The organism is Methylobacterium sp. GXS13 (assembly GCF_001455965.1).
Taxonomy (GTDB): domain Bacteria; phylum Pseudomonadota; class Alphaproteobacteria; order Rhizobiales; family Beijerinckiaceae; genus Methylobacterium.
In genome coordinates, this window is record NZ_LKKO01000072.1 from 1 (window position 1) to 22,938 (window position 22,938).

General features: G+C 68.6%; 26 protein-coding genes and 1 pseudogene. 12 read left to right on the forward strand and 15 right to left on the reverse strand.

Annotated features, from left to right (window positions below; genetic code table 11):
* On the reverse strand, window positions 1–864 hold an 864-nt coding region (locus AO398_RS23350), incomplete at its 3' end, for an extensin family protein (RefSeq protein ID WP_244498870.1).
* Window positions 865–957: 93 nt separating this feature from the next.
* Here AO398_RS23350 and AO398_RS23355 point away from each other — a divergent pair.
* The 3 genes from AO398_RS23355 (at window position 958) to AO398_RS27790 (ending at window position 3,500) form a co-directional block, all read left to right on the forward strand.
* On the forward strand, window positions 958–2,190 hold the full coding sequence (locus AO398_RS23355; protein ID WP_058194569.1) for an amidase: 1,233 nt from the start codon (window positions 958–960) through the stop codon (window positions 2,188–2,190).
* A gap of 287 nt (window positions 2,191–2,477) precedes the next feature.
* Window positions 2,478–2,909 carry a MucR family transcriptional regulator gene (locus AO398_RS27785; RefSeq protein ID WP_082643417.1) on the forward strand — a complete coding sequence of 144 codons (432 nt, stop codon included), beginning with the start codon at window positions 2,478–2,480 and terminating at the stop codon, window positions 2,907–2,909.
* Between the two features lie 30 nt (window positions 2,910–2,939).
* Window positions 2,940–3,500, forward strand: a complete 561-nt coding sequence (locus tag AO398_RS27790; RefSeq protein WP_082643418.1) for a PAS domain-containing protein — start codon at window positions 2,940–2,942, stop codon at window positions 3,498–3,500.
* A gap of 8 nt (window positions 3,501–3,508) precedes the next feature.
* Here the strand turns inward: AO398_RS27790 and AO398_RS28560 are convergent, their stop codons facing one another.
* Window positions 3,509–3,727 carry a hypothetical protein gene (locus AO398_RS28560; protein WP_152997629.1) on the reverse strand — a complete coding sequence of 73 codons (219 nt, stop codon included), beginning with the start codon at window positions 3,725–3,727 and terminating at the stop codon, window positions 3,509–3,511.
* Window positions 3,728–4,195: 468 nt separating this feature from the next.
* Entirely contained in the window at window positions 4,196–4,528 is a 333-nt protein-coding gene (locus AO398_RS23370) for a hypothetical protein (protein WP_152997630.1), read from the reverse strand.
* Between the two features lie 122 nt (window positions 4,529–4,650).
* On the opposite strand from AO398_RS23370, the gene AO398_RS23375 reads away from it, so the two are divergent.
* A complete protein-coding gene (locus AO398_RS23375; RefSeq protein ID WP_058194573.1) occupies window positions 4,651–4,854 on the forward strand; it encodes a hypothetical protein in 204 nt (67 codons plus the stop codon).
* Window positions 4,855–5,296: 442 nt separating this feature from the next.
* Here the strand turns inward: AO398_RS23375 and AO398_RS23380 are convergent, their stop codons facing one another.
* Window positions 5,297–6,442, reverse strand: coding sequence for an AI-2E family transporter (locus AO398_RS23380; RefSeq protein WP_058194589.1), 1,146 nt, complete (start codon window positions 6,440–6,442; stop codon window positions 5,297–5,299).
* Between the two features lie 165 nt (window positions 6,443–6,607).
* On the opposite strand from AO398_RS23380, the gene AO398_RS29145 reads away from it, so the two are divergent.
* Window positions 6,608–6,748, forward strand: coding sequence for a hypothetical protein (locus AO398_RS29145; protein WP_201025816.1), 141 nt, complete (start codon window positions 6,608–6,610; stop codon window positions 6,746–6,748).
* 6 nt (window positions 6,749–6,754) lie between these two features.
* Here the strand turns inward: AO398_RS29145 and AO398_RS23385 are convergent, their stop codons facing one another.
* Complete coding sequence (locus AO398_RS23385; protein WP_058194574.1) at window positions 6,755–7,222, reverse strand: molybdenum cofactor biosynthesis protein MoaE; 468 nt, start codon at window positions 7,220–7,222, stop codon at window positions 6,755–6,757.
* A gap of 152 nt (window positions 7,223–7,374) precedes the next feature.
* Here AO398_RS23385 and AO398_RS23390 point away from each other — a divergent pair, with 152 nt between their 5' ends.
* Entirely contained in the window at window positions 7,375–8,394 is a 1,020-nt protein-coding gene (locus AO398_RS23390; RefSeq protein WP_058194575.1) for a gamma carbonic anhydrase family protein, read from the forward strand.
* 54 nt (window positions 8,395–8,448) lie between these two features.
* Window positions 8,449–8,760 carry a BrnA antitoxin family protein gene (locus tag AO398_RS23395; RefSeq protein WP_058194576.1) on the forward strand — a complete coding sequence of 104 codons (312 nt, stop codon included), beginning with the start codon at window positions 8,449–8,451 and terminating at the stop codon, window positions 8,758–8,760.
* A 51-nt stretch (window positions 8,761–8,811) separates the two neighbouring features.
* On the opposite strand, the gene AO398_RS23400 is transcribed toward AO398_RS23395, so the two are convergent.
* The 10 genes from AO398_RS23400 to AO398_RS23445 form a co-directional block, all read right to left on the reverse strand.
* Window positions 8,812–9,540, reverse strand: coding sequence for an amino acid ABC transporter ATP-binding protein (locus tag AO398_RS23400; protein ID WP_058194590.1), 729 nt, complete (start codon window positions 9,538–9,540; stop codon window positions 8,812–8,814).
* 152 nt (window positions 9,541–9,692) lie between these two features.
* Complete coding sequence (locus AO398_RS23405) at window positions 9,693–10,385, reverse strand: ABC transporter permease subunit (protein ID WP_058194577.1); 693 nt, start codon at window positions 10,383–10,385, stop codon at window positions 9,693–9,695.
* A 63-nt stretch (window positions 10,386–10,448) separates the two neighbouring features.
* Complete coding sequence (locus AO398_RS23410) at window positions 10,449–11,171, reverse strand: amino acid ABC transporter permease (protein WP_058194578.1); 723 nt, start codon at window positions 11,169–11,171, stop codon at window positions 10,449–10,451.
* Window positions 11,172–11,247: 76 nt separating this feature from the next.
* Entirely contained in the window at window positions 11,248–12,171 is a 924-nt protein-coding gene (locus AO398_RS23415; RefSeq protein WP_058194579.1) for an amino acid ABC transporter substrate-binding protein, read from the reverse strand.
* Window positions 12,172–12,555: 384 nt separating this feature from the next.
* Window positions 12,556–13,677 (reverse strand): branched-chain amino acid ABC transporter substrate-binding protein, encoded by a 1,122-nt coding sequence (locus tag AO398_RS23420; protein WP_058194591.1) that lies wholly within the window; start codon window positions 13,675–13,677, stop codon window positions 12,556–12,558.
* Between the two features lie 50 nt (window positions 13,678–13,727).
* On the reverse strand, window positions 13,728–14,096 hold the full coding sequence (locus AO398_RS23425; RefSeq protein ID WP_058194592.1) for a DUF6867 family protein: 369 nt from the start codon (window positions 14,094–14,096) through the stop codon (window positions 13,728–13,730).
* Between the two features lie 5 nt (window positions 14,097–14,101).
* The gene (locus AO398_RS23430) at window positions 14,102–14,899 is read right to left on the reverse strand and encodes an ABC transporter ATP-binding protein (RefSeq protein WP_058194580.1); all 798 of its coding nucleotides are present in this window, start codon (window positions 14,897–14,899) and stop codon (window positions 14,102–14,104) included.
* Complete coding sequence (locus AO398_RS23435) at window positions 14,896–15,810, reverse strand: ABC transporter ATP-binding protein (protein WP_058194581.1); 915 nt, start codon at window positions 15,808–15,810, stop codon at window positions 14,896–14,898. Before AO398_RS23435 ends, AO398_RS23430 begins: the two co-directional genes overlap by 4 nt.
* A complete protein-coding gene (livM, locus tag AO398_RS23440) occupies window positions 15,810–17,216 on the reverse strand; it encodes a high-affinity branched-chain amino acid ABC transporter permease LivM (protein ID WP_058194582.1) in 1,407 nt (468 codons plus the stop codon). The genes AO398_RS23435 and livM overlap by 1 nt, the downstream gene beginning before the upstream one ends.
* Window positions 17,216–18,133 (reverse strand): branched-chain amino acid ABC transporter permease, encoded by a 918-nt coding sequence (locus AO398_RS23445; protein WP_058194583.1) that lies wholly within the window; start codon window positions 18,131–18,133, stop codon window positions 17,216–17,218. Before AO398_RS23445 ends, livM begins: the two co-directional genes overlap by 1 nt.
* A gap of 244 nt (window positions 18,134–18,377) precedes the next feature.
* Here AO398_RS23445 and AO398_RS23450 point away from each other — a divergent pair, with 244 nt between their 5' ends.
* From AO398_RS23450 to AO398_RS23470, 5 genes and pseudogenes are all read left to right on the forward strand, one after another.
* Window positions 18,378–19,658, forward strand: a complete 1,281-nt coding sequence (locus AO398_RS23450; protein ID WP_058194584.1) for a dicarboxylate/amino acid:cation symporter — start codon at window positions 18,378–18,380, stop codon at window positions 19,656–19,658.
* 39 nt (window positions 19,659–19,697) lie between these two features.
* Window positions 19,698–20,609 (forward strand): amino acid ABC transporter substrate-binding protein, encoded by a 912-nt coding sequence (locus AO398_RS23455; protein ID WP_244498871.1) that lies wholly within the window; start codon window positions 19,698–19,700, stop codon window positions 20,607–20,609.
* Window positions 20,610–20,720: 111 nt separating this feature from the next.
* On the forward strand, window positions 20,721–21,395 hold the full coding sequence (locus AO398_RS23460) for a DUF1007 family protein (protein ID WP_058194586.1): 675 nt from the start codon (window positions 20,721–20,723) through the stop codon (window positions 21,393–21,395).
* The gene (locus tag AO398_RS23465) at window positions 21,386–22,378 is read left to right on the forward strand and encodes a nickel/cobalt transporter (RefSeq protein WP_058194587.1); all 993 of its coding nucleotides are present in this window, start codon (window positions 21,386–21,388) and stop codon (window positions 22,376–22,378) included. The genes AO398_RS23460 and AO398_RS23465 overlap by 10 nt, the downstream gene beginning before the upstream one ends.
* A 136-nt stretch (window positions 22,379–22,514) precedes the next feature.
* A pseudogene (locus tag AO398_RS23470) lies at window positions 22,515–22,938 on the forward strand (hypothetical protein); the annotation flags it as partial.

Consider the following 22,938-nt stretch of genomic DNA (forward strand, 5'->3'; position numbering starts at 1 on the left):
CACGCGCGCCGGCGCGCCGGTGAGGCGGGTCGGGCTCGCGGCCTTCGACATCGGCGAGACGCCGTAGGGATCGTCCTCCTCGACGTCCACGGGCGCCTGCGGGGCGGCCGGCTGGCGCGCCGGCGGCAGCGCGGTCGACAGGGGCCGCTCGGTCCCGGTGCCGAGCTGGGGCGTGAACTTGATGAACGGCTGGCAGATCCGCTTCAGCCCGCGCGGGTCGTGCCGGGCGAGGTCGACATGGATGTGGTCGTAGTGGAACACGTTGGAGCCCGGGGCCAGCACGGTGGTGAAGCGCTGGCAGGCGCCCAGAAAGATCTCGCGCAGGAAGCCCTGCTCGGCTTCCGTGCCGCGCCAGCCACCCTTGACGGTGATGACGTGGCCGTCGGCGAGCTTGATCGACATCACGTCGATGGCGTTGCCGAAGCCGTGCTCGGAGAGCTTGGCGCCGGGCTGGTTGTTGCGCCCGCGGCAGGAATAGGAGCCGGCGTTGATCTCGGCCACCGGCACGCCGAAATACAGGTCCGCAGCGGGCTGGATCGTGTCGGCGAGCCAGGCCTCGGCCTCGGCGAGCGCCGGGCAGCCCAGCGTCATCCGCTGCTTCATCACCACCGTGCCGCCGGCCAGCCGCGTCACCCGGAAGGGCTGCTGCATGCCGCAGGGGCCCGGCCCGTCCATCGCCGCGATCGGCGTGATGAACTCGGTCGGCTCGACGAGCTTCTTGGCCAGGCAGACTTGCTCCGCCTGGTCGCGCCATGGGTCGCGCCGCTCGAACCGGTTGATCGAGCACGCGGTGAGCCCGGCGCCGAACAGCGCCAGGGCGGAGAACAGGGATACGCCACGCCACATGACCCAGACGATGCGCATGACCGCGTAAAGCGTTCGTCAACGCCGATTCGGGAATGGCCCGGCCTGTGGCCGATCGGTTGACAGCGACCCGGCCAGGGGACTGAATACAGTATGCTGTCACTCCTCGATCTCCGCGCCCGCATCGACGCCGGCACCCTGACGCCCTCGGGCGCGATCGACCTGTGCCGCGCGGCGATCGCGGCGCGGGAGCCCGAACTGCGCACGCTGGTGACGCCGGACGACACGCCCGCGATCCCGGATTCCGGCCCGCTCGCCGGCATCGCGGTCGGCGTGAAGGACATCATCGACAGCGCCGGCCTGCCGACCCAGATGGGTTCCGCGCTCTACGCGGGCTGGCGGCCCCGGGGCGATGCCGCGGTGGTGGCGCGTCTGAAGGGCCTCGGCGCGGTGGCTTTGGCCAAGACCACCACCACGGCCTTCGCCAGCAGCGACCCGACCGAGACGGTCAATCCGCATGATCCCGGCCACACCCCGGGCGGGTCCTCGGCGGGCTCGGCCGCCGCTGTGGGGGCGGGGCTGCTGCCCCTGGCGCTCGGCACCCAGACCGCGGGCTCGGTGATCCGGCCGGCGAGCTATTGCGGCTGCGCGGCGGTGAAGCCATCCTTCCGGCTGATCCCGACGGTCGGGGTCAAGACCTATTCCTGGGCGCTCGACACCGTGGGCCTGTTCGCCGCCGGGGTCGCGGATGTCGCCCACGCCCTGGCGCTGGTGACCGGCCGCCCGGAGATCGCCCGGGCCGAGCCGGGCTCGGCCCCGCGCATCGGCCTCGTGCGGCAGGACTTTGCCGAGGCCCCGGAGCCGGAGGCCGAGGCCGCCCTGGCCCGCGCGCGGCAGGCCGCCGAGCGGGCGGGCGCGCAGGTGACCGACCTCGCGCTGCCGCCGGAGCTGGCGCTCGCCTTCGAGCGCCACCGGATCATCCAGAACTACGAGGGCCGGCTGGCGCTGGCCTGGGAGTACGATTCGCATCGCGACGCCCTGCCGCCGCGGGTCCGGGAGCATCTCGATGCCGGGGCCGCGATCGCGGCCGCGGAATATGACGACGCCCGCCGCCACGCCCACCGGGCCCGCCGGGTGCTCAAGGGCCTGTTCGCCGACTACGACGCGATCCTGACCTTCTCGGCCCCCGGCCCGGCCCCCGCGACCCTGGCCTCCACGGGCGACCCGCGCTTCAACCAGCTCTGGACCCTGATGGGCGTGCCCTGCGTGAACGTGCCGGTGCCGGGCGACCATCTGCCGGTGGGCGTGCAGGTGATCGGCCGCTTCGGCGACGACGGACGGGCGCTGGCGGTGGCCCGGATGATCGAGGCTGGCTTGCGCGGCTGACGGGTCGCCGGCTGCAGGCGCACGACAGGGGATTCAGGCGCGGCGGGCTTACACCGTCCGTGCGCCCAGCGCGGAGCGTAACCCGGAAGCGGACGCACGGGTGGTTCTCGACCTGAACCGTCCGCGGCTCTGGCTCCGAGGCTCGGCTGCGCGATGGCTGCTTTCGGCACAACCCGGCCGCCTGGATCGACACGGGCGCGGCCCGAAAACAGCCGTTGGTCTGTCGTCGGGCAATTTCGGCTTGGAGTCGGAACCGGCGCCCCGCGGCGGGTACCAAGCGTCCGGATATGGACCATCAGGCATCGCAGGAAGTCGGAATCGAGAAGCCAACGGCTGCTAGGCTCCGAAAATCGGCACCCAAGAACGGCCTCGTGAGCTTTGTCGGCGGCAAGACCGACAAGACTTCGATGCGGCTTCTGACCGCCAAAGGCCTGAGCCCACGGAGCTATCGCGCGTGCTACAGCCTGCCGGTCGACTACCCGATGGTCGCTCCGAGCTACGCCGAGCGGGGCACTGCCATTGCCAAGGCGATCGGCCTGGGTCGGCCCGCCACCATGGCCGCGCGCAGTCGGAAGGGTCGCCAGGTCGCCGAAACTGACTTTTGTCGCTCCGTCCTTCGATCCGCTCACGGTTGGCAGGGTGTGCCCGTGTTCCGACGCGTCAAGGCTAAGCTTGGAACTGCTCTACGAGTTTCCTGTTGCTACCTTAGGTCGTTCTAGTCCGGGTCGGCTCGACCTGCGGGGCAATAGATGTCACCTTCTCTAAAAGCCGCTCTCGAAGCATCAGGCTATATCGGCATCTGGGAGACAGATCTCACGACCCAAACCATCGAGCTAACGGGTGCGCTGCCGGACTTTCTCGGGCTCGACGAGAAGGATGCAGCAGCTGGTCTGCCGATGAAATCTTTCTTGGGTGGAATACATCCCGACGATCAAGTACGCGTCGCTCATCTTGTTCAAGAAGCGCACCGCTCCGCTGGCCGTTTCGAGGCGGAGTTCAAGACACTCGATGGAAAAGGCTGCGTGCGCCGGGTGGTGGCGCGTGGCCGTGTCGAAATCGACGAGCATGGTCGCGGCCTACGCTGCATAGGCGTCGCGCTCGATCTGACCGATAGCTACTTTGAGACCCAAAAGTCCGCCGACCAGCAGATGGACACAATCGATCGTGTCGCAGATGCCCTGATCGCGGTTCGGCCGCTGATGGATCAGATCGGCTCGCCCATTCTGCGCAAGCTGATCGATGCAGCGCTCTTCGAGGTCGGACGGGTGCTGGCTCGACAATCGGATCGCCCAGAGCGGCGTTTTCATTGAGATGTTGGTCAAGCCGTCCTCTGACGTTTCAAGACCGACTGGACGAAATTGATGCAAGCTTTGCGATCGTTTGGATCGACGATCTGATCGAAGGCGGCCAGCAGTTCAACGACTTCGTGTAAATCTTGCGGTTCGCTGCGTTCGGTGAAGAAATTCTCTACACCTGTTCCGAGCGCGTCCGCGATACGCTGCTGGGTCCTAGTGCTCCTAGAGTGATCATGAGACATCGGCATGCTCCAGTCGAAAGACCAAGCTGCATGGACCGCATCCTGCTCAATGAATGGATCAAATGGTAGCAACCAGCCTAAAGTGCGAACAAGCGCAGGGATGCGCCGCTCGACATAAAGAAGTCAATCAGGTGACTGTAAAAACGGTTGCAACATAACTGATTTGCATGCGGGGTATTATCAGCAACGTGTTTGCTGGGGTCCTCGCCGAAGGCCGGCGCTCAGCCGTGCGCCCTTCCAGATCGGAGCCCCGCCCCGCGGTCTTCAACGCGAAGCCCTCCGAGCCTGCGCCCTGTACGCGCAGGGCATGCAGCGCGGGGCGCACGTGAGCGTCATGCTGCTGGTGTCAGACCTCGGACTGGCCGAGGAGCGGCAGATGCGCGGGACGGCCGGGCGGAAACTGTGATTCCTATTCCTGACCGGGTGGGTATTGCTGACTGAAGTCGCGATGGGCGAGTGGCGGGAGCCCTAGCTGGTCTCGGCTGCGAACGCCTCGATCGGCCTACTCAGTGCAGGCTCAGCCGATCCGGACTGATCGTTGGCTGTCCGCACACCAAGATGTGAAGCGTCGGCCTTCGCGGCGACGGCGTGCGCGAAGTTGAGAACCGTCCGGCGGGCTTGTGCCCCCTGCAGAGCATGCCACACCCGCAGCATCTCGCACGTCTCGTCGAGCTCACTCCATGCGCTCGCCTCGCCGAAGAGCGCCGCCTCGGGTTCGCCGAGGGCTGACGCTATGCGCCCGAGCATGCTCGCAGGTTGGATGACGCCGTTGCTGCCGTGATCGACCGCGTTTCCCGCCAAGGCGGCCTCCATCCTGTGCACTGAAAGCGCCTGCCGACGCCTCGTCGATATAGCCCTTAAGTGTGGTTTCGTACATACGAGTCTTGTGCGATGACGCGCCGGCGCTGCGATCGGATGGTTGCATGGTCACCGAGACGCCACGGGAAAGCGAGGCGAAGACGCCCGACGCGTTCGATGCGATGGCAGGCGCCTGCATCGACAACCACGAGGCAATTATGCGCCACGGCTCGCCCGAGATGCAGACGGCTTCGCGCATGTTGCTCTACGCCCTGGCCGAAGAGGTCCGGCGCCGGTCAGACGGCATGATTGCGGGCGACGAGGATTAGCCGACCTTCGGCTTGAACTCCCGAATCGGCGGCCCGACTGTCGTCCGGCCACGCTCTGGTCGATCGCGGTCCGCTTGGACACGACCGATCCACATCGACCGCCCCGCCCTTCCGAACGGCCAACCAGCAGCACGGTCGCTGAACCACCGGGGCGATCGGAGGTATGGTTCGAGCCGCTCTTCGATCGAGCGCACCGACTCCGCCTCTGCCCCACCGTGGCTATCACCAGCGCGACGCCCGTGCCCGTCCACCTGAACCGTCCTGCCCGGGGCATCGTCGAGGTCACCCGATCGCTGTGATGACCGTTCTGCACCGACAGGGGGCTTCTGCTTATCCCAACGCCCGATCGGGAGCGGCCGGGCATAAATCGACCCGTGTCGGACATCATCCCGGTCAAAGCCACTCGCCTCAACCGTGAGCGGCGGGTTCCCCGTCCTGCGCCTCAGCTGCTCGCCGGCTCGTGCAGCGTGTCCTCCACGTAGAGCTGCTCCAGCAGGACCTTGATCACCGCCATCAGCGGCAGCGCCAGGGCGATGCCCCAGAGCCCGAAGATCACGCCCAGGATCAGCTGGCCGGCGAAGATCGTGGCCGGGGGGATGTCCAGCGCCCGCTTCTGGATGAACGGCGTCAGGCCGTAGCTCTCCAGGCACTGCACCGCCAGGTAGACGCCCACGGCGCCGATGACCGCCTTGAGGCCCGAGGCCAGGGCCGCCAGGATGATCACGATGCCCGCCACCAGCGGCCCCACCGTCGGCACGAAGGCCAGCAGCCCGGCCTGGAGGCCGAGGATCAGCGCGCCGCCGATCCCCAGGAAGGCCAGCCCGGCCCAGGTGCAGAGGAAGATCGCCGCCATGATGATCAGCTGGCCGAACAGCCAGTGCCGCAGGGTCTCGCCGGCGCCGTCGAGGACCTTGGCCGCGCGCGGGCGCTTCTGCGGCGGCACGAAGCGCAGCGCTCCGTCCCGGTAGGCCTTCGGGTCGGCCGCGAAGGCGAGCCCCAGGAAGGCGATCACCAGCAGGTTGCCCAAAGCATCGAACAGCCCGAGGATCACGGCCGCCGCCGGCCCGAGGACGCTGCCCGCGTCGGAGACGATCGAGCTACTGCCCTTGAGGAGGCCGTTGGCGAGGCCGCCGAGGCCGCCTTCCTTCTGGTTGGACTCGGTCGAGCCGTCCTTGCCGCCGCCCTGGGGGGCGAGGCTCGGCACGTCGATGCCGCGCTCGGAGAGCCAGCCCGAGACCGTGCCGGCCTGGTCCTTGATCGTGGTGCCGAGGTCGCGCCCCTGCTGGACGACGGTGGCGCCGCCATAGGTTCCGAAGCTGAGCACCGCGACGGCGACCGCCAGGCTGGCGATCGTCAGCCGCAGGCCCCGGGGCAGGGGCAGGACATGGCCGAGCCCCCGGGTCAGGCCGTCGAGGAACACGCCGAGCAGCACGCCCGCGAAGATCAGCAGCAGCGTGCCCACCGACATCCAGGCGAGCGCCAGCAGCGCCGTGAAGCACACGACGGCGATCCCCGAGGCCGCCAGCGGCAGGGCACCGCGCCAGGGCCCGACCGGGCCGTCCAGATCCTGAAGCTTACCGTCCGTCATCATCGCTCCCGTACCGCGGGCTCACGAACGCTCCGGGCCGGCCTGGGTCAAGTGCGGCGCCCGACCAAGCTTGTGTGCGGCGGCTCGCGACCAGACGGCGTTTCACGCGTTGTCGGCCCGCGTGACCGCTCTCGACGGGAGCCGGGCGCATCCGGGAGAAACCGCGTGAGCAGCAACGAGCCCCACACCCATTCCCTCGGCCCCGGCCGGACCGTGGATACGGGGGACCAGCTCAGCAGCGTGGTGATCCTCGGCCTCGCGATCGCCGGCGCCGTCGTGGCGGTGTTCCTCAACGCGATCCTGTAGGCCGGATCAGCGCCAGCGCTCGGCCGCCGCATCGTCATGGGCGGCGGCCTCGACCCAGCCGCCGGTGGTGCCGTCGGCCAGGTGCTCGCGCTTCCAGAACGGCGCGCGGGTCTTGAGATAATCCATCAGGAAATCCGCCGCCTCGAAGGCCGCGACCCGGTGGCTGGAGGCGGTCACCACCAGCACGATGCCGTCGCCCGGTGCGACGCGGCCGTGGCGGTGGATGACCCGCAGCGCCTGGAGCGGCCAGCGGGCGGCGGCCGCCTCGGCGACCCGGAGGATCTCGGCCTCGGCCATGCCGGGATAATGTTCGAGCTCCAGGGCGGCGAGGCGCCCGTCCTCGTCCCGGCAGAGACCCGTGAAGGTGACGACCGCCCCGGCCCGGCCGCCGAGCGCGGCGCCGATCCGGGCGATCTCGGCGGCGGTGTCGAAGGGTTCGGCCTGGATGGCGACGCTCGGGGCGGGGGCGGTCATGGTCCGGTCCTACGATGCTCGTCCGGTGGTCTTCGGGCGGCGCGGGCTGCGCCGGCGCCTGTCACACTCGGCCGCGCCTCTATATGGCACAGCGAGCCGCCGTCGCCCCGGTCGCGGGCGCGGCGGCGCGATCGGCGGAGAAGGATGACCGTGTGACCCCCGACCTGATCCTGCCCTACGCGGGCGTCCTGCCGGATTTCGCGAGCCGCCCGGTCTGGTGCGGGCGCGGCAGCACGGTGATCGGTGCCGCCCGCATCGGCGCGCAGGCCTGGATCGCCGCCGAGGCGGTGATCCGCGCCGACGGGCAGACCATCATCCTCGGGGACCGGTTCTGGCTCGGCCACCGCTCGACGGTGCATATCGCCACCCTCACCCACGGGACGCGGGTCGGCGACCGGGTCACGGTCGGGCGCAACAGCGTCGTGCATGCCTGTACGGTCGGCTCCGACGTGGTGATCGAGGACGACGTCGTGATCCTCGACGGGGCCGAGATCGGCGACAACGCCGTGATCGAGGCCGGCACGACCGTGTTCCCCCGGACGAAGCTCGACAGCGGCCACGCCTATGCCGGCAGCCCCGCGCGGCCGAGCCGACCGGTCGGTCCCGACGAGGTCGCCGAACGCGCCGAGCGCCTGCGCGAGCGGATGGGCGAGAGCTCGGCCGCCGAGCCCGGGCTCCCCCCGGAGGTCGAGGACAGCGTGTTCGTGGCGCGCACCGCGCGCCTGCGCGGCCGGGTCAGCCTTGGGGCCGGCGCCAGCGTACTGTTCTGCTGCGATCTGAACGCCGAGGTCGGGCCGATCGTGGTCGGGGCCGACACCAACATCCAGGACAACACCACGATCCGCACCCGGGGGGAGGGGGTGGTGATCGGGCGCGACACCACCATCGCCCACAACGTCCGGATCGCCGATTGCCGGATCGGCGCGCGGGCGCTGATCGGCATCGGCGCCAGCATCGCCCCCGGCACGCTGATCGCCGACGACGTCATGCTGGCGGCGGGCGCCACCACGGATCCGGGGCAGATCCTGGAGGCCGGCTATCTCTGGGGCGGCCGCCCGGCCCGGATCCTGTCGCCGCTGGACGCCGAGAAGCGCGCCATGATGATCCGCATCGTCGAGGGCTATTGCCAGCACGGGCGGGAGTATCGGGCGGCACAGACGGGGATCGTCTAGGTCCGCCGACGCCGCTCAGCCTTCGGCCGGCCAGCCGCAAGGAGAGGAGCCTCTATGACCAAGCGTAAGGCCGGCCCGATCAGCGATGCCGAGGAGGCCCGGATCCAGGCCGCGATCGCGTGCGATCCGGACGCGCCGGAGGTCACCGACGAACAGGCTGCGCAGATGCGCCCGGCCTCCGAGGTCCTGGATCCGGCACTCTTCGCGAGGCTCACACAGCGCGGCCGCCCGCGATCGGAGACCCGCAAGAAGCTGGTCACCCTGCGCCTGCCGCCGGACGTGATCGCGGGTTACCAAGCGACCGGCCCGGGATGGCAGGTGCGGATGGGGGAAGTTCTCGCCGCCGGCCTCAAGCGGACGGCGTGACGCGGGCGGGTAGCGCCTTCGTCACACCGTGATCACCAAATCCCAAAAAAATCAGTGCTGCAGGATCTTCGACAAAAACGTCTGGGCGCGCTCGGAGCGGGGGCTGCCGAAGAAATCCTCCTTCTTGGCGTCCTCGACGATCTCGCCGCGATCCATGAAGATCACCCGGTCGGCGACCTTGCGGGCGAAGCCCATCTCGTGGGTCACGACCATCATGGTCATGCCCTCCTTGGCGAGCTCGACCATCACGTCGAGCACCTCGCCGACCATCTCCGGGTCCAGCGCCGAGGTCGGCTCGTCGAACAGCATCACCACCGGGTTCATGGCGAGCGCCCGGGCGACCGCCACGCGCTGCTGCTGGCCGCCCGAGAGCTGCCCCGGGAATTTGTCCGCCTGGGCGCTCAAGCCCACGCGGGCCAGAAGGTCGAGGCCGCGCTTCTTGGCGTCCTCGGCGCCGCGCCCCAGGACCTTGCGCTGGGCGATGGTGAGGTTCTCGGTGATCGACAGGTGCGGGAACAGCTCGAAATGCTGGAACACCATGCCGACCCGGGAGCGGAGCTTGGGCAGGTTGGTCGTCTTGTCGACGACCTTGGTGCCGGCGACCGTGATCTGGCCCTTCTGGAACGGCTCGAGGGCGTTGACGCACTTGATCAGGGTCGACTTGCCCGAGCCCGAGGGGCCGCAGACCACCACGACCTCGCCCTTGGCGACCTTGGTGGTGCAGTTCGTCAGCACCTGGAAGTCGCCGTACCATTTGCTGATGTTGTCGATGGAGATCATCGTCTCGCCGGGCGCCGCCGCCGGCACGCCGGAGACGAGGCTTCCCGGCTGCAGCCCGGCATCCCGGGGGGCGTGGGCGGCGTCGGCGACGGACTCCTTGACGGACGGGGCCGGCATCGGGGTCGAGGTCATGGCGCGGACTCCAGTGTCGGTCAGCGGATGATGGCAACGCGGCGCTGCAGGCGACGCACCAGGAACGAGGCCGTGAAGCAGATCACGAAGTAGACGATGGCGGCGAAGATATACATCTCGACCAGGCGGCCGTCGCGCTGCGCCACCTTCGAGGCCGCGCCCATGAAATCGGTGAGCGACAGCACGTAGACCAGGGAGGTATCCTGGAACAACACGACGGTCTGGGTCAGCAGAAGCGGCAGCATGTTGCGGAAAGCCTGGGGCAGGACGACGTTCGCCATCGTCTGCCAGTAGTTCATCCCGAGCGCCAAGGCCGCGCCCGTCTGCCCCTTGGGGATCGACTGGATGCCCGCCCGCATGATCTCGGAAAAGTAGGCCGCCTCGAAGGCCATGAAGGTGATCAGCGCCGACGGGAAGGCGCCGACCTGGATCGGGGTCGAGGCGCCGGTCACGTAAGCGCCGATATATGGCACCAGGAAGTAGAACCAGAAGATCACCAGCACCAGCGGCAGCGAGCGGCACAGCTCGACATAGCCCTTGGCCACGTGGCTGAGGCCCGGCACGCTCGAGAGCCGGGCCATCGCCAGCAGGGTCCCGATCACCACGCCGCCGACGACCGCCATGGCGGTGAGGGTCACCGTGAAGACCATGCCCTGCCCGAACAGGTAGGGCAGGGAGGAGAGGATGACATTGAAATCGAAATTCGAGAGCATCGGGGCCTGTTCGCGGTGGCCGGGTGCCGGCGGAGCGGGGAAATCGAGGGGCGGGCCGGCGCCTCAGCGCTGGCCCGGGATCGCGACGGCGCGCTCCAGGTAAGTCGCTGCGGTGACCACCACGAGATTGATGATCACGTAGAGCAGGGTCGCGGCGGTGAACGCCTCGAACACCTGGAAGGAGAATTCCTGCATCGACCGGGCCCGGGCGGTCAGTTCGAGGAGGCCGATGGTCAGGGCCACGGAGGTGTTCTTGAGATTGTTCAGGAATTCCGAGGTCATCGGCGGCAGGATGATCCGGTAGGCGTTCGGCAGCAGCACGTACCGGTAGGTCTGATAGACCGTGAAGCCCATGGCGGTACCGGCCATGCCCTGGCCGCGCGGCAGCGACTGGATGCCGGCCCGGACCTGCTCGGCCACCCGCGAGGCGGTGAAGAAGCCGAGGCACACGACCGCGGTGTAGAACGGCGCGTCGGGCATCTGCTTGATCGCGTCGCCGAGCTGCGTCGGCACCACCTCGGGCAGCACGAAGTACCAGAGGAACATCTGTACGAGCAGCGGCACGTTGCGGAACAGCTCGACATAGGCCGTGCCGATCCCGTTGGCGGTCTTCGACGGAAGGGTCCGCAGCACCCCGATCAGGGAGCCGAGGAAGAACGCGATGAACCACGAGCACAGGGCGGTCGCGATCGTCCACATGAGCCCGGAGAGCAGCATGTCGAGATAGGTGCCGTTGCCTTCCGGCGAGGCGTCGAAGAAGATCCGCCAGTTCCAATTGTAGTTCATCGTGCCGCTTCTACCCTGACCTTAAAAGACGCACCGCGGGCGCGAACCCGCGGTGCGCAGCATCCTCGGCGAACGCTCAGTAGGCTGCCGGATCGGGGCTGGCGATCGGCGTCGTGAACTGCTTCTTCATCTCCGCGCTCATCGGCAGGTTCAGGTTGATGTTGCGCGGCGGGATCGGCTTGGTGAACCACTTGTCGTAGAGGGCTTTACCCTCGGGGCTTGTGTAGAGCTTGGCGGTCGCCTCGTCGGCGACCTTCTTGAAGGCCGGATCGTCCTTGCGCAGCATGATGCCGTAGGGCTCGGGCTTCGACAGGGCCTCGGTGGAGATCTCGTAGGCCGACGGGTCCTTGGCGGAGGCGGCCAGCGACGCGAGCAGCACGTCATCCATCACGAAGGCCACGGCGCGGCCGGTCTCGACCATCAGGAACGCCTCGGCATGGTCCTTGGCCGGCAGGATCGTCAGGCCGAGCTTCCGCTCGGTGTTGGCCTCGTTGATCTGCTTGATGTTCGTGGTGCCCGAGGTCGACACGACGGTCTTGCCCTTCAGGTCCTCGATCGTGTGCAGGTTGGCCGACTTCTTCGAGACGTAGCGGGTCGCGGTCAGGAAGTGCGAGTTGGTGAAGTTCACCTGCTTCTCGCGCTCGGCGTTGTTCGTGGTCGAGCCGCATTCGAGGTCGATCGTGCCGTTCGCCATCAGCGGGATGCGGGTGGCGGAGGTGACCGGGTTGAGCTTCACCTCGAGGTTCGGCAGGCCGAGATTGGCCTTCACGGCGTCGGCGATCTTGAAGCAGATGTCGAGGGCGTAGCCGACCGGCTTCTGGTCGCCGCCGAGATAGGAGAACGGCACGGAGGCGTCGCGGTAGCCGATGACGATGGCTCCGCTATCCTTCACCTTCTTGAGGGTACCGGTGAGTTCCTCGGCCCGCAGGCTGAGGGGGGCCAGGGCGAGGCTCAGGCCGAGCGCCGCGGCAAGGCCGCGGCGAGCGATATCAGACTGCATCGGTACGGAACTCCTGGATCAGGCCGAACGGGATCGGCTGGCGGCTCGGCGCTCGGGCTCGCCCGTTCGGGCGACGCCTTTGCAATGATGGTGCCGGGAGGCTGGCAGCGGCGCCACACGGGACCGCGGCGGACGACGGAAGAACAAGCGCCACCGCCGCGCGAGCGTCCACGGTCGGCTGTTCCGCTCCCGTCATCCGGCCTCCTCCGGCACGTCGAGTCGCCGACCCGCTCGCGCCGACGGCATCATGCACAATTCTTGAGCGTACGCACGGGGTGGCGCGGTTGTGACGGCGATTAAGGCTGACGATTCCACGGCTTCCGATACGGCGACGCCGCCCCGCGCGGTCGCGCGGGGCGGCGTCGGTCCGGAAGAGGGTGCGTTTTACTTGGTCAGTTCGTTACCGGTGTAATCGATCTTGCCGTCGGCGCCCTTCTTCCACTCGTACAGGACGTAGTCCGGCCGGGTGATGTCGCCCTTCTTGTCGTAGGCGATCGGGCCGACCACGGTGTCCACCGGCTTGCCCTGGTGCAGCCACTCGGCGAGCTTCTTGCCGTCGCTGGAGCCGGTCTCGGCCATCGCCTTGGCCAGCACCTGCACCGCCGCGTAGGAATAGAGGGTGTAACCCTCGGGATCGATGTTCTTGGCCTTGAACGCGGCGAGCGCGGCCTTGGCGTTCGGGTTCTTGCGGGCATCCGGCGGGAAGGTGGTCAGGGTGCCCTCGGCGGCCGGGCCGGCGATCGCCACCAGCTCGCGATCGACCATGCCGTCGCCGCCCATCACCGGAGCCTTCAGGCCCTGGTCGCGCATCTGGCGCAGGATCAGACCGGCCTCGGTGTAGTAGCCACCGAAATAGACGATATCGACGTTGGCCGACTTCAGCTTCGAGACCAGCGCCGAATAGTCCTTCTCACCCGGGTTGATGCCTTCGAACATCACCGGCTTCACGCCCTTGGCCTTGAGCACCGCCAGGGTCTCGTCGGCCAGACCCTTGCCGTAGGGGGTCTTGTCGTGGACGAAGGCGATCTTCTTGTCCTTGTAGTTCGCCACGAGATACGCGCCCGCCACCGCGCCCTGCTGGTCGTCGCGGCCGCAGGTGCGGAAGGTGTTCCACATTCCGCGCTCCGTGAACTTCACGTTCGTGGAGGCCGGGGTGACCTGGATGATGCCGGCGTCGAGGTAGACGTCCGAGGCCGGGATCGACACGCCGGAGTTATAGTCGCCGACCACCACCTTCACGCCGTCGCTGGCGAACTTGTTGGCCACCGAGACGCCCTGCTTGGGATCGGAGGCGTCGTCGCCGACCGTGACCGACAGGGTCGTGCCCTTCAGGGTGCCGGCCTTGTTGAGGTCCTCGACGGCCTGGCTGGCGCCGTTCTTGATCTGCGCCCCGATGGCGGCGCTGTTGCCGGTGATCGGCGCAGCGATGCCGAGCTTGACCTCCGCGGCCTGGGCCGCAGCGATCATCGTGCCGAGGGCAAGCCCGGCCAGCAGAATCGATCTCATCGCGAACATCCCCTTCGATCGTTGGTCCGGCCCGGTGGATCCGGCCGAACTTACCCGACCTCACCGGAGACGGGCGCCCGTTCGCGCCACGTCAGCGGAGAGGTCTTCTCGTAGAGCCAGCGGTACTGGCTCGTCATCTGGCGCGTGCGCGTGACCCGAAAGCCCACCGTGCCGATGATCATGACCACGATCGCGTCGACCGCATAGTAGTGCGGCGAGACCAGCGTCCCGGAAAACAGCGCGAAATGAATGAAGCGCACGGCTGCTGCCACGAGGAGCAAGGCCCCCAGGCATTGCCAGAACGGCCGCCAGCCCCGGGCGACCGCGCGGGCGGCCATCCAGCCGGCCCAGCCGCCCATCACCACGGTGACGAGCAGGAACAGCCAGGCCGATTCCTCCTCGTACAGAATTCCCTGCAGCATGCTCATGCGCCGACCGGGCCGGTATGGCCCCCCTCCAGATAAGCGGCCTTGACGTTCGGATCGTCGAGCAGCGCCCGCCCGGTGCCGCTCATCGTGACCCGGCCGTTGACCAGCACGTAGCCGCGATGCGCGAGCTTGAGAGCGTGATAGGCGTTCTGCTCCACCAGGAAGATCGTCATGCCGTCCGTGCGGTTCAGCTCGCGGATCGCGTCGAAGATGCCCTTCACCACCAGCGGCGCCAGGCCGAGCGACGGCTCGTCCAGCAGCAGCAGCCGCGGGCGGCTCATCAGGGCGCGGGCGATGGCGAGCATCTGCTGCTCGCCGCCCGACATCGTGCCGGCGCGCTGGTGCAGGCGCTCCTTCACCCGCGGGAACAGGGTGCAGACCTTCTCGAGATCCTCCTGGAAATAGCGCTCGCCGTGGAGCGAGGCGCCCATCTGCAGGTTCTCGAACACGCTCATGCGCGGGAAGACCCGGCGGCCCTCCGGCGACTGGGCGACGCCGAGCCGGGCGATGGCGTGGGTCGGCAGCCGGGTGATGTCGCGCCCGTCATAGGTGATCGTCCCCGTGCGCGCCTGGGGGCTGCCGAAGATCGTCATCATCAGGGTCGACTTGCCGGCCCCGTTGGCGCCGATCAGGGTGACGATCTCGCCCTCGGCGACGTCGATGTCGACGCCCCGGAGGGCGGCGACGCTGCCGTAATAGGTGGAGACGTCGCGCACCGCGAGGAGCGGGGGCTTGCCCCCCGCCTGGATCGCCCGGGTCTCCTCGACCAGGACATTGATGCCGGCCACGCTCATACCGACGCCTCCGAATGCGTCACGTCTCCATGCGGCACGGTGATGCCGACCTCCGCCTCCACGGCTTCCACCTCGTCGTCCTCGACGCCCAGATAGGCGGCGATCACCTTCGGGTCCGCCCGCACCTCGGCCGGAGTGCCGTCGGCGATCTTCTGGCCGTAATCCAGCACGACCACGTGGTCCGAGATCTCCATCACCACCGACATGTCGTGCTCGATCAGCAGCACCGACGTGTCGTGCGCGTCTCGGATGTGGCGCAGGAGCGCGTTGAGCTCGGCGGATTCGCGCGGGTTGAGGCCCGCGGCCGGCTCGTCGAGGCAGAGCAGCACCGGGTCGGTGCACATCGCCCGGGCGATCTCCAGCCGGCGCTGGGCGCCGTACGGTAGGGCGCCCGCCGGGTCGTCGGCCCGGTCCATCAGGTCGATCCGGTCGAGCCAGGCCTTGGCCCGCGCGATCGCCTCGGCTTGCGCGTCCCGGTAGCCCTTGAGGCCGAGCAGCCCGAACAGGGTGTAGCCCGAGGCGCGCATCAGCGGCTTGTGCTGGGCGACGAGCAGGTTCTCCAGCACCGTCATGCCCTGGAACAGGCGGATGTTCTGGAAGGTGCGCGCCACCCGGGCGGTGCGGTTGACCGCGTGGTTCGGCAGCCGCTCCAGGAGGTGCGTGGTGCCGTCGGCATGGCTCAACCGCAGCATGCCCTCGGTCGGCTTGTAGAAGCCGGTGATGCAGTTGAACACGGTGGTCTTGCCGGCCCCGTTCGGGCCGATCAGGGCGGTGATGTCGCCGGCCCTGGCCTCGAAGGACAGGTCGGAGACGGCGGTCAGGCCGCCGAACCGCATGGTCAGGTGCTCGACGGCGAGCACCGACGGGGCGGGGGCCTGCGCCGCCGCCCGGGGATCCGGTTGAAGCGCCATCAGCCGTGCCCCTCGCTCACATGCGCGCCCGAGACGGCGCGGCGCTCGCCCAGCGATACCGAAGGCAGGCGTTCCGAGATCAGCCCGCGCGGGCGCCAGACCATCATCGCCACCATGGCGAGACCGAACAGCAGCAGGCGGTACTCGTTGGGATCGAAGCCCTCGCCGAACACGGCTTTGAGGAAGCCGAGATTGCGCAGCATCTCCGGGCCCCCGACCATGGCCACCGCCGCGATCGCGACGCCGACCTGGCTGCCCATGCCGCCCAGCACCACGATCGCCAGGATGATCGCGCTCTCCAGAAAGTTGAAGCTCTCCGGGCTGATGAAGCCCTGGCGCACCGCGAAGAACGAGCCGGCGATGCCGCCGAACGCCGCCCCGAGGGCGAAGGCCGTGAGCTTGGTGGCCGTCGTGTCGATGCCGAGCGACCGGCACGCGATCTCGTCCTCGCGCAAAGCCTCCCAGGCCCGCCCGATCGGCAGGCGGCGCAGGCGCAGGGTCACGAAGTTGGTGAACAGCGCCAGCCCGAGGATGAGGTAGTAGAGGAACACCAGCCGGTGCATCGAATCGTACGGGATGCCGAACCGGGCGGCGAAGCCGTCCTCGCCGGCGCTGAACGGGATGCCGAAGAAGGTCGCCCGCGGGATCGAGGAGATGCCGGCCCCGCCCCCGGTCACGTCGGTCCAGTTGATCAGCACCAGGCGGATGATCTCGCCGAAGGCGAGCGTCACGATGGCGAGGTAGTCGCCGCGCAGGCGCAGCACGGGGAAGCCGAGCAGCATCCCCCACAGGCCGGCGAACACGCCCGCCAGCGGCAGGCAGATCCAGAACGACAGGCCGAACGTGGTCGACAGGAGCGCGTAGGAATAGGCGCCGACCGCGTAGAAGGCGACGTAGCCGAGGTCGAGGAGGCCCGCGAGACCGACCACGATGTTCAGGCCCCAGCCGAGCATCACATAGGTCAGGATCAGGATGCCGAGATCGATCCAGTACCGGGCCGAGGACAGGCCCCCGGTGGCGAGCGCGGCGAGGATCGGCAGGGTCAGGGCGATGCCGACGAACAGCCGGATGCCGATCTTGGAGCTTTTCTGGCCGGCAGCGGGCTCGCCATGGACCGCCTCGGTGGCCTGGGCCGGGGAGGGGGTCAGGGCGCGGCGGGCGTCCCGGCGCAGGAGGATCAGGCGCTGCAGGAGGCGGACGACGAAGATCGCCGCGCAGAGGCACGCCACCAGGCCCCAGCGCGGGGTGAGCAGGAGGTCGCTGCCCGGGCCGGGATCGGTCCGGTACGCGATGATCGGCACGCAGAGGCCGAAGGCGACGAGCGCGTAGAGTGCGGCGTCGCGCAGGATGCCCGCCATCGCCGATTCGGGGATGGCGGCCTGGGTCGCGGGCTTGGAGTTCGCCATCAGACCTTCTCGACCTCCGGCCGGCCCAGGATGCCAGACGGCATGAAGATCAGCACGATGGCCAGGATCGAGAACGCGGCGACGTCCTTGTACTCGATGGAGAAGTAGGCCGACCAGAACGTCTCGATCAGCCCGATGATCAGCCCGCCGAGCACGGCGCCGGGGAGCGAGCCGATGCCGCCGAGCACCGCCGCGGTGAACGCCTTCACGCCGGGCACGAACCCGTCCGAGAAGGACACGACGCCGTAATACATCAGGTAGAGGACGCCCGCGACGGCCGCCAGCGCGGCGCCGAGCACGAAGGTCAGGGAGATCGTCCGGTCGACGTCGATGCCCAGCAGCGCCGCCATCTTGCGGTCCTGCTCGCAGGCGCGCTGCGCCCGGCCGAACGGGGTCCGCTGCACGAGATACCAGAAGCCGGTGAGCAGCACGGCCGTGACCGCCATGATCAGGATCTGCTTGTAGGCCAGGAACACCGCGTAGCCGTCACGCTCGAACAGCGTGATGCCGCCCGAGAGCATCGGCGGCGTCGGCTTGTTGCGCGCGCCCTGCACCACCTGGACGAAGTTCGACAGGAAGATCGAGACGCCGATCGCCGAGATCAGCGGCGCCAGGCGGAACGAGCCGCGCAGGGGCCGGTACGCGATCCGCTCGATCGCCCAGCCCCACAGGGCGGTCAGCACCATGGCGACCACGAGGACGACTAGGAACGCCAGGGCGATCGAACTAACGCCCAGCCAGGTCGTCAGAATAAGGAAGGTTATCAATGCTATAAAACATGACACCATGAACACATCGCCGTGGGCGAAGTTCACCATTCCAATAATGCCGAACACCATCGTGTAACCGATCGCGATCAGACCGTAGATCGAGCCGAGCGTAAGCCCGTTTATCAGCTGTTGTACGAAGACGTCCATGTACTCTCGCGGGCGTAAGGTTTTCGTCCAGCCTGCAGAGACGGCAGGCGAGCCGGGAGAGCAAGTCCCGTACCGCAGCTGCGGCCGTCCGGCCACAGGTTTCAACCCCAAGCGAACGTCCCGGGAAAACAGTCGGGCGGCTCAGTAACACCCCGCGAATGGGCTTGCGTCTGGCGTAGTTCCTGCTTCACGTTAACGAAAATCAATGCTTGTCCATCCCGGGCGGCAACGAGGAGCAGTACCGATGTCGGGTTCACGGCTCACGACGTTGATTTTCATTGGCATGCTGCTCGGGATCGCGGTGGGCTACGCCTGCAGCATCACCTGGCCGGATCCGCAGACGGCCAAGGAAATCGCCGGGTATATCGCCCTGGTCTCGGACATCTTCCTGCGATTGATCAAGATGATCATCGCCCCGCTGGTGTTCTCGACCCTTGTGGTCGGCATCGCGCATCTTGGGGACACCGCCGCGGTCGGGCGTGTCGGCGGCAAGGCGCTGCTCTGGTTCGTGGGCGCCTCGTTCTGCTCGCTGATGCTGGGCCTCGTCCTGGTCAACCTGATGCAGCCGGGCCACAACCTGAACCTGCCGCTGCCCGATGTCGGGGCCGGCACCGGCCTCAAGGCGGCGTCGCTGTCACTGAAGGAATTCGTCACCCACCTGGTGCCCAAGAGCGCCGTGGAGGCGATGGCCAACAACGAGATCCTGCAGATCGTCGTGTTCTCGATCTTCTTCGGCGTGGCGCTCGCGGCGCTGGGCGAGAAGGGGCACTTCCTGGCCCAGGGCATCGAGGGCCTGGCCGACGTGATGCTCAAGGTCACCGGCTACGTGATGCTGTTCGCCCCCGTGGCGGTGTTCGCGGCGATCGCCGCGACGATCACCACGCAGGGGATCGGCGTGCTGATCACCTACGGCAAGTTCCTGGTCGAGTTCTATGCCGGGCTCGCGGTGCTCTGGGCGCTGCTGATGGGCGTCGGCTTCCTGATGCTCGGGGGCAACGGCATCATGCGGCTGTTCAACCTGATCAAGGAGCCGTTCGTCCTCGCCTTCTCGACCGCGTCGAGCGAGGCGGCCTACCCGAAGATGCTGACCAACCTCGAGCAGTTCGGCGTGCCCAACCGCATCACCTCGTTCGTGCTGCCGATGGGCTACTCGTTCAACCTCGACGGCTCGATGATGTACTGCACCTTCGCGGTGATGTTCATCGCCCAGGCCTACAACATCCCGCTGTCCTGGGGTCAGCAGCTCACGATGCTGTTCCTGCTGATGGTCACCTCGAAGGGCATGGCCGGCGTGCCGCGGGCCTCGCTGGTGGTGATCTCGGCGACGCTGGCCCAGTTCAACATCCCGGAAGCGGGCCTGCTGCTGATCATCGGCATCGACCAGTTCCTGGATATGGGCCGCTCGGCGACCAACGTGCTCGGCAACAGCATCGCCACCGTGGCGGTGGCCAAGTGGGAGGGCCAGCTCACGGAGAACGACCAGCGCCTCGATCATGTCGGCACGGTTCCCTCGCCCGCCGAGTAGGGCAGCGCACGGCTCCTCGGAGAACACGGCATGTCGGCGATGCGGTTCGGCGCGGTCTTGGGGGCGGTGCTCGCGCTGGCGGGCGTCCCGCGCCCCGCCGCGGCCATCGAGGTGCTCACCGGCACCCTGAAGCACGTGGCTGAGCGCGGCGAGATCGTGCTCGGCTACCGGGAGAGTTCGGTGCCGTTCTCCTTCGTGGAGGGCAAGCACCGGGACGGCAGCCCCCGGGCGATCGGCTACGCCATCGACCTCTGCGGCGAGATCGCCGACGACGTCCAGGCGGCGATCGGCCGTAAGGTGACGGTCCGGTACGAGCCGGTCACCGCCGAGACCCGCATTCCCGCGCTCACGGCGGGCAAGATCGACCTCGAATGCGGCTCGACCACCGCCAATGCCGAGCGGCGCCGGAGCGTCGCGTTCTCGCCGGTCGACTACATCAGCGCGACGCAGCTGCTGGTGAAGAAGGAGTCCGGCATCGCCTCCTACCGGGACCTCGCCGGCAAGAAAGTGGTGGTCACCGCCGGCACCACGAACGAGAAGGCGGTGCGCGACCTCCTGGCCAAGCTCAAGCTCCAGGCGGAGATCGTGACGGCCCCCGACCACGCGGCGTCCTACGCCCTGGTGAAGGCCGGGCAAGCGGATGCCTTCGCCACCGACGACGTGCTGCTCTACGGGCTGATCGCCACCGACGGTCAGGACGGGGCGAACTACACGGTCCTGCCCGACAAGCTCTCCTACGAGCCCTACGGCATCATGTTCCGCAAGGACGACGCGGAACTCGCCGGGATCGTCACCCAGACCTTCACCCGGCTCGCCGAATCGCGCGAACTGCGCTGGACCTACGAGCGCTGGTTCCTGAAGCGCCTGCCCAACGGCGAGCGCCTCGACATCCCGATGTCGAACGACCTGCGGACGAGCTTTCAGCTGATGGGCCTCGACGCGCAGGAGTGATCTTTTTGGAATGATCGGCGTGCCGCGGCGCCTCGCTTTCGCCCAACCAGGGGATGAGGAAGGGATCGCGTTTCCCTTGGTCTTCCGCTGCCGCGAGCGTGCCCCCGCCCCATGCCGATCGCCGCGCCTCTCCCCAAGATCGCCGCACTGCTGCTGGCCGCCGGCCTCGCCTGCGCCGCCACGGCCGCGTCCGCCCATCCCCATGTCTGGGTCACCGCGAAGGCGCAGCTCGTCTATCAGGACGGCAAGCTCGTCGGCGTGCGCGATACCTGGAGCTTCGACCCGGAATACACCGCCTTCGTCACCCAGGGACTCGACGCCAACAAGGACGGCACGCTTTCGCCCGACGAGCTGGCCGGGCTCGCGTCGGAAAACACCGCGAACCTCGCCGAATTCGGCTACTTCACCAAGCTGAAGGTCGGCGGCAAGGAGCAGGCCTTCGCCGACCCCAAGGAGCCGGCGATGCGCCTGGAGGGCAAGGCCTTGGTGCTGAGCTTCCTGCTGCCGCTCAAGGCGCCGATCCAGCAGGGTAGGGGCGTCGCCGCCCTGGAAGTCTACGACCCGACCTACTTCGTCGCCTTCTCGTTCGCGGAGGGCTCGGACGCCGCCACCCTCGCGGTCGGGCCGCAGGGCTGCGCCGCGACCGTCACCCGGCCCAAGACGGAACAGCCCAAGACCGCCGAGGCCGGCTCCCCGGGCATGACCGAGGCGTTCTTCGAGGCGCTCACGGCGGCCTCGTCCTACGGGGTGCAGTTCGCCAGCCGGGTCCTCGTCGCGTGTCCGTAGGGATCGGCCTCGACGCGCCGCCCCGGTTCGGGCGGCTCGGGCTGCGCCTGGGGCTGATGGCCGGCGCCATGGTGCTGGCCGCCGGATTGGCCGCCGGGCTGGCCTGGCTGATCGCGCCCGGGATCGCCGCGCCGCCGCCGCGCTCGCCCTTCGGCATCGGTTTTCGCGAAGCGGCCCCGGCTGCTACCGGCCTCGGCGGCGTGATCCTGGCGCTCCCGGCGAGCTTTTCCCGCAGCCTCAACGCCGCCGTTGCAGCACTCAAGGGCGGCGGCGACTGGACGCCGCTGATCGGGCTGGCCTTCGCGTATGGCGTGTTCCACGCCGCCGGCCCCGGCCACGGCAAGGCGGTGATCGCCGGCTACATCCTGGCCGGGGAGCGGGCCCTGCGCCGGGGTTGCACTTTGAGCTTCTGCGCGGCCCTGCTTCAAGCGCTGGTCGCCGGGGCGATCGTCGGGATCGGCACCGTGGTGCTCAACGCCACCGCGGCGAGCGTCACCCGGGCCGGAACCCTGATCGAGACCGTCAGCTTCGCCCTCGTGGCCCTGGTCGGGCTGGCCCTGACCTGGCGCAAGGCCGGCCAGCTCGTCCAGCTCGGGACGCCCTGCGGCCCCGGCTGCGCCCACCTGCCCGACGCCCGGACGCTCGATGCCCTGGACGGCTGGCGTGCACGCGCCGGCGTGGTCCTGGCGGCGGGATCGCGGCCTTGCGCCGGGGCCGTGCTGGTCCTGGTCTTCGCGGTCTCGCAGGGCGTGCCGGGGGCGGGAATCCTGGCGGTCCTGGCCATGGCGCTGGGCACCGCGCTGACCACCACCGCCCTGGCCTGCCTCGCGGTCTTCGCCAAGCGCGCGGCCCTGCGCCTGGCCGGCGGCCGCGGCCAGGGGGGCCTGCTGGCGATCGGCGGCCTGGAACTCGTGGCCGCCGCCTTCGTGCTGGTGCTGGGGGTGGCGATGCTGTCCGGCCTCGCCCTGAACCTCGGCGGCTGAATCCGCGATTCAAAAGGTCGAGACCTTTTGCGGGTCCAGGGCGGAGCCCTGGCATCTCGAAGGCCAGACGCGAAATCGCGTCTCGCCAAAGGGACTTGGGCGTGTCACGCTGCATTCTTGAGGCGGAGGAGCGCGGATGCACGCCGACTTCCAGACGATCCTGAACTGGCGCCTGCTGGCCGGATCGCATCCCTTCCCGGGCCCCGATGGCGGGACCTGCATCAATGAGGTGCCGATCGTCGCCGCGGGGCTGCCCTACCGGACGATCCGCTCCAGCGCCGATTGTCCGCCCTGTTTCTCGCGACCGATCGCGGCCTATGCGCTGGGCCTCAACGACGCGATGCCGGACGAGGCTCGTGCCCAGCTGATCGCCTTCGTCCTGCGGCTCTCGGGCAGCGCCGACCGGCCGGAGGTCGAGGCTGCCCGCACCCGGCGCCTCGCCCTGGAGAGCATCCGACAGATCCTGGCCCCGCTCTGCGCCCGCGCCGGCATGGCCGAGCATGCGGAGGCCTGCGCCGGGGCGCCGGACTTGGCCCTGGCACTGGCCGCTGCGCGCGCGG

Excerpts from the sequence above, each read along its gene's own strand:
- AO398_RS27785 (WP_082643417.1), top strand. The coding sequence starts at position 2,478 with ATGGACCATCAGGCATCGCAGGAAGTCGGAATCGAGAAGCCAACGGCT.
- AO398_RS23385 (WP_058194574.1), bottom strand. The coding sequence starts at position 7,222 with ATGACCGCCCCCGCCCCGAGCGTCGCCATCCAGGCCGAACCCTTCGAC.
- AO398_RS23380 (WP_058194589.1), bottom strand. The coding sequence starts at position 6,442 with ATGACGGACGGTAAGCTTCAGGATCTGGACGGCCCGGTCGGGCCCTGG.
- AO398_RS23395 (WP_058194576.1), top strand. The coding sequence starts at position 8,449 with ATGACCAAGCGTAAGGCCGGCCCGATCAGCGATGCCGAGGAGGCCCGG.
- AO398_RS23415 (WP_058194579.1), bottom strand. The coding sequence starts at position 12,171 with ATGCAGTCTGATATCGCTCGCCGCGGCCTTGCCGCGGCGCTCGGCCTG.
- AO398_RS23435 (WP_058194581.1), bottom strand. The coding sequence starts at position 15,810 with ATGGCGCTTCAACCGGATCCCCGGGCGGCGGCGCAGGCCCCCGCCCCG.
- AO398_RS23375 (WP_058194573.1), top strand. The coding sequence starts at position 4,651 with ATGGTCACCGAGACGCCACGGGAAAGCGAGGCGAAGACGCCCGACGCG.
- AO398_RS23460 (WP_058194586.1), top strand. The coding sequence starts at position 20,721 with ATGCCGATCGCCGCGCCTCTCCCCAAGATCGCCGCACTGCTGCTGGCC.
- AO398_RS23450 (WP_058194584.1), top strand. The coding sequence starts at position 18,378 with ATGTCGGGTTCACGGCTCACGACGTTGATTTTCATTGGCATGCTGCTC.
- AO398_RS23455 (WP_244498871.1), top strand. The coding sequence starts at position 19,698 with ATGCGGTTCGGCGCGGTCTTGGGGGCGGTGCTCGCGCTGGCGGGCGTC.
- AO398_RS23445 (WP_058194583.1), bottom strand. The coding sequence starts at position 18,133 with ATGGACGTCTTCGTACAACAGCTGATAAACGGGCTTACGCTCGGCTCG.
- AO398_RS23355 (WP_058194569.1), top strand. The coding sequence starts at position 958 with ATGCTGTCACTCCTCGATCTCCGCGCCCGCATCGACGCCGGCACCCTG.
- AO398_RS28560 (WP_152997629.1), bottom strand. The coding sequence starts at position 3,727 with ATGTCTCATGATCACTCTAGGAGCACTAGGACCCAGCAGCGTATCGCG.
- AO398_RS23420 (WP_058194591.1), bottom strand. The coding sequence starts at position 13,677 with ATGAGATCGATTCTGCTGGCCGGGCTTGCCCTCGGCACGATGATCGCT.
- livM (WP_058194582.1), bottom strand. The coding sequence starts at position 17,216 with ATGGCGAACTCCAAGCCCGCGACCCAGGCCGCCATCCCCGAATCGGCG.
- AO398_RS23400 (WP_058194590.1), bottom strand. The coding sequence starts at position 9,540 with ATGATCTCCATCGACAACATCAGCAAATGGTACGGCGACTTCCAGGTG.
- AO398_RS23405 (WP_058194577.1), bottom strand. The coding sequence starts at position 10,385 with ATGCTCTCGAATTTCGATTTCAATGTCATCCTCTCCTCCCTGCCCTAC.
- AO398_RS27790 (WP_082643418.1), top strand. The coding sequence starts at position 2,940 with ATGTCACCTTCTCTAAAAGCCGCTCTCGAAGCATCAGGCTATATCGGC.
- AO398_RS23430 (WP_058194580.1), bottom strand. The coding sequence starts at position 14,899 with ATGAGCGTGGCCGGCATCAATGTCCTGGTCGAGGAGACCCGGGCGATC.
- AO398_RS23410 (WP_058194578.1), bottom strand. The coding sequence starts at position 11,171 with ATGAACTACAATTGGAACTGGCGGATCTTCTTCGACGCCTCGCCGGAA.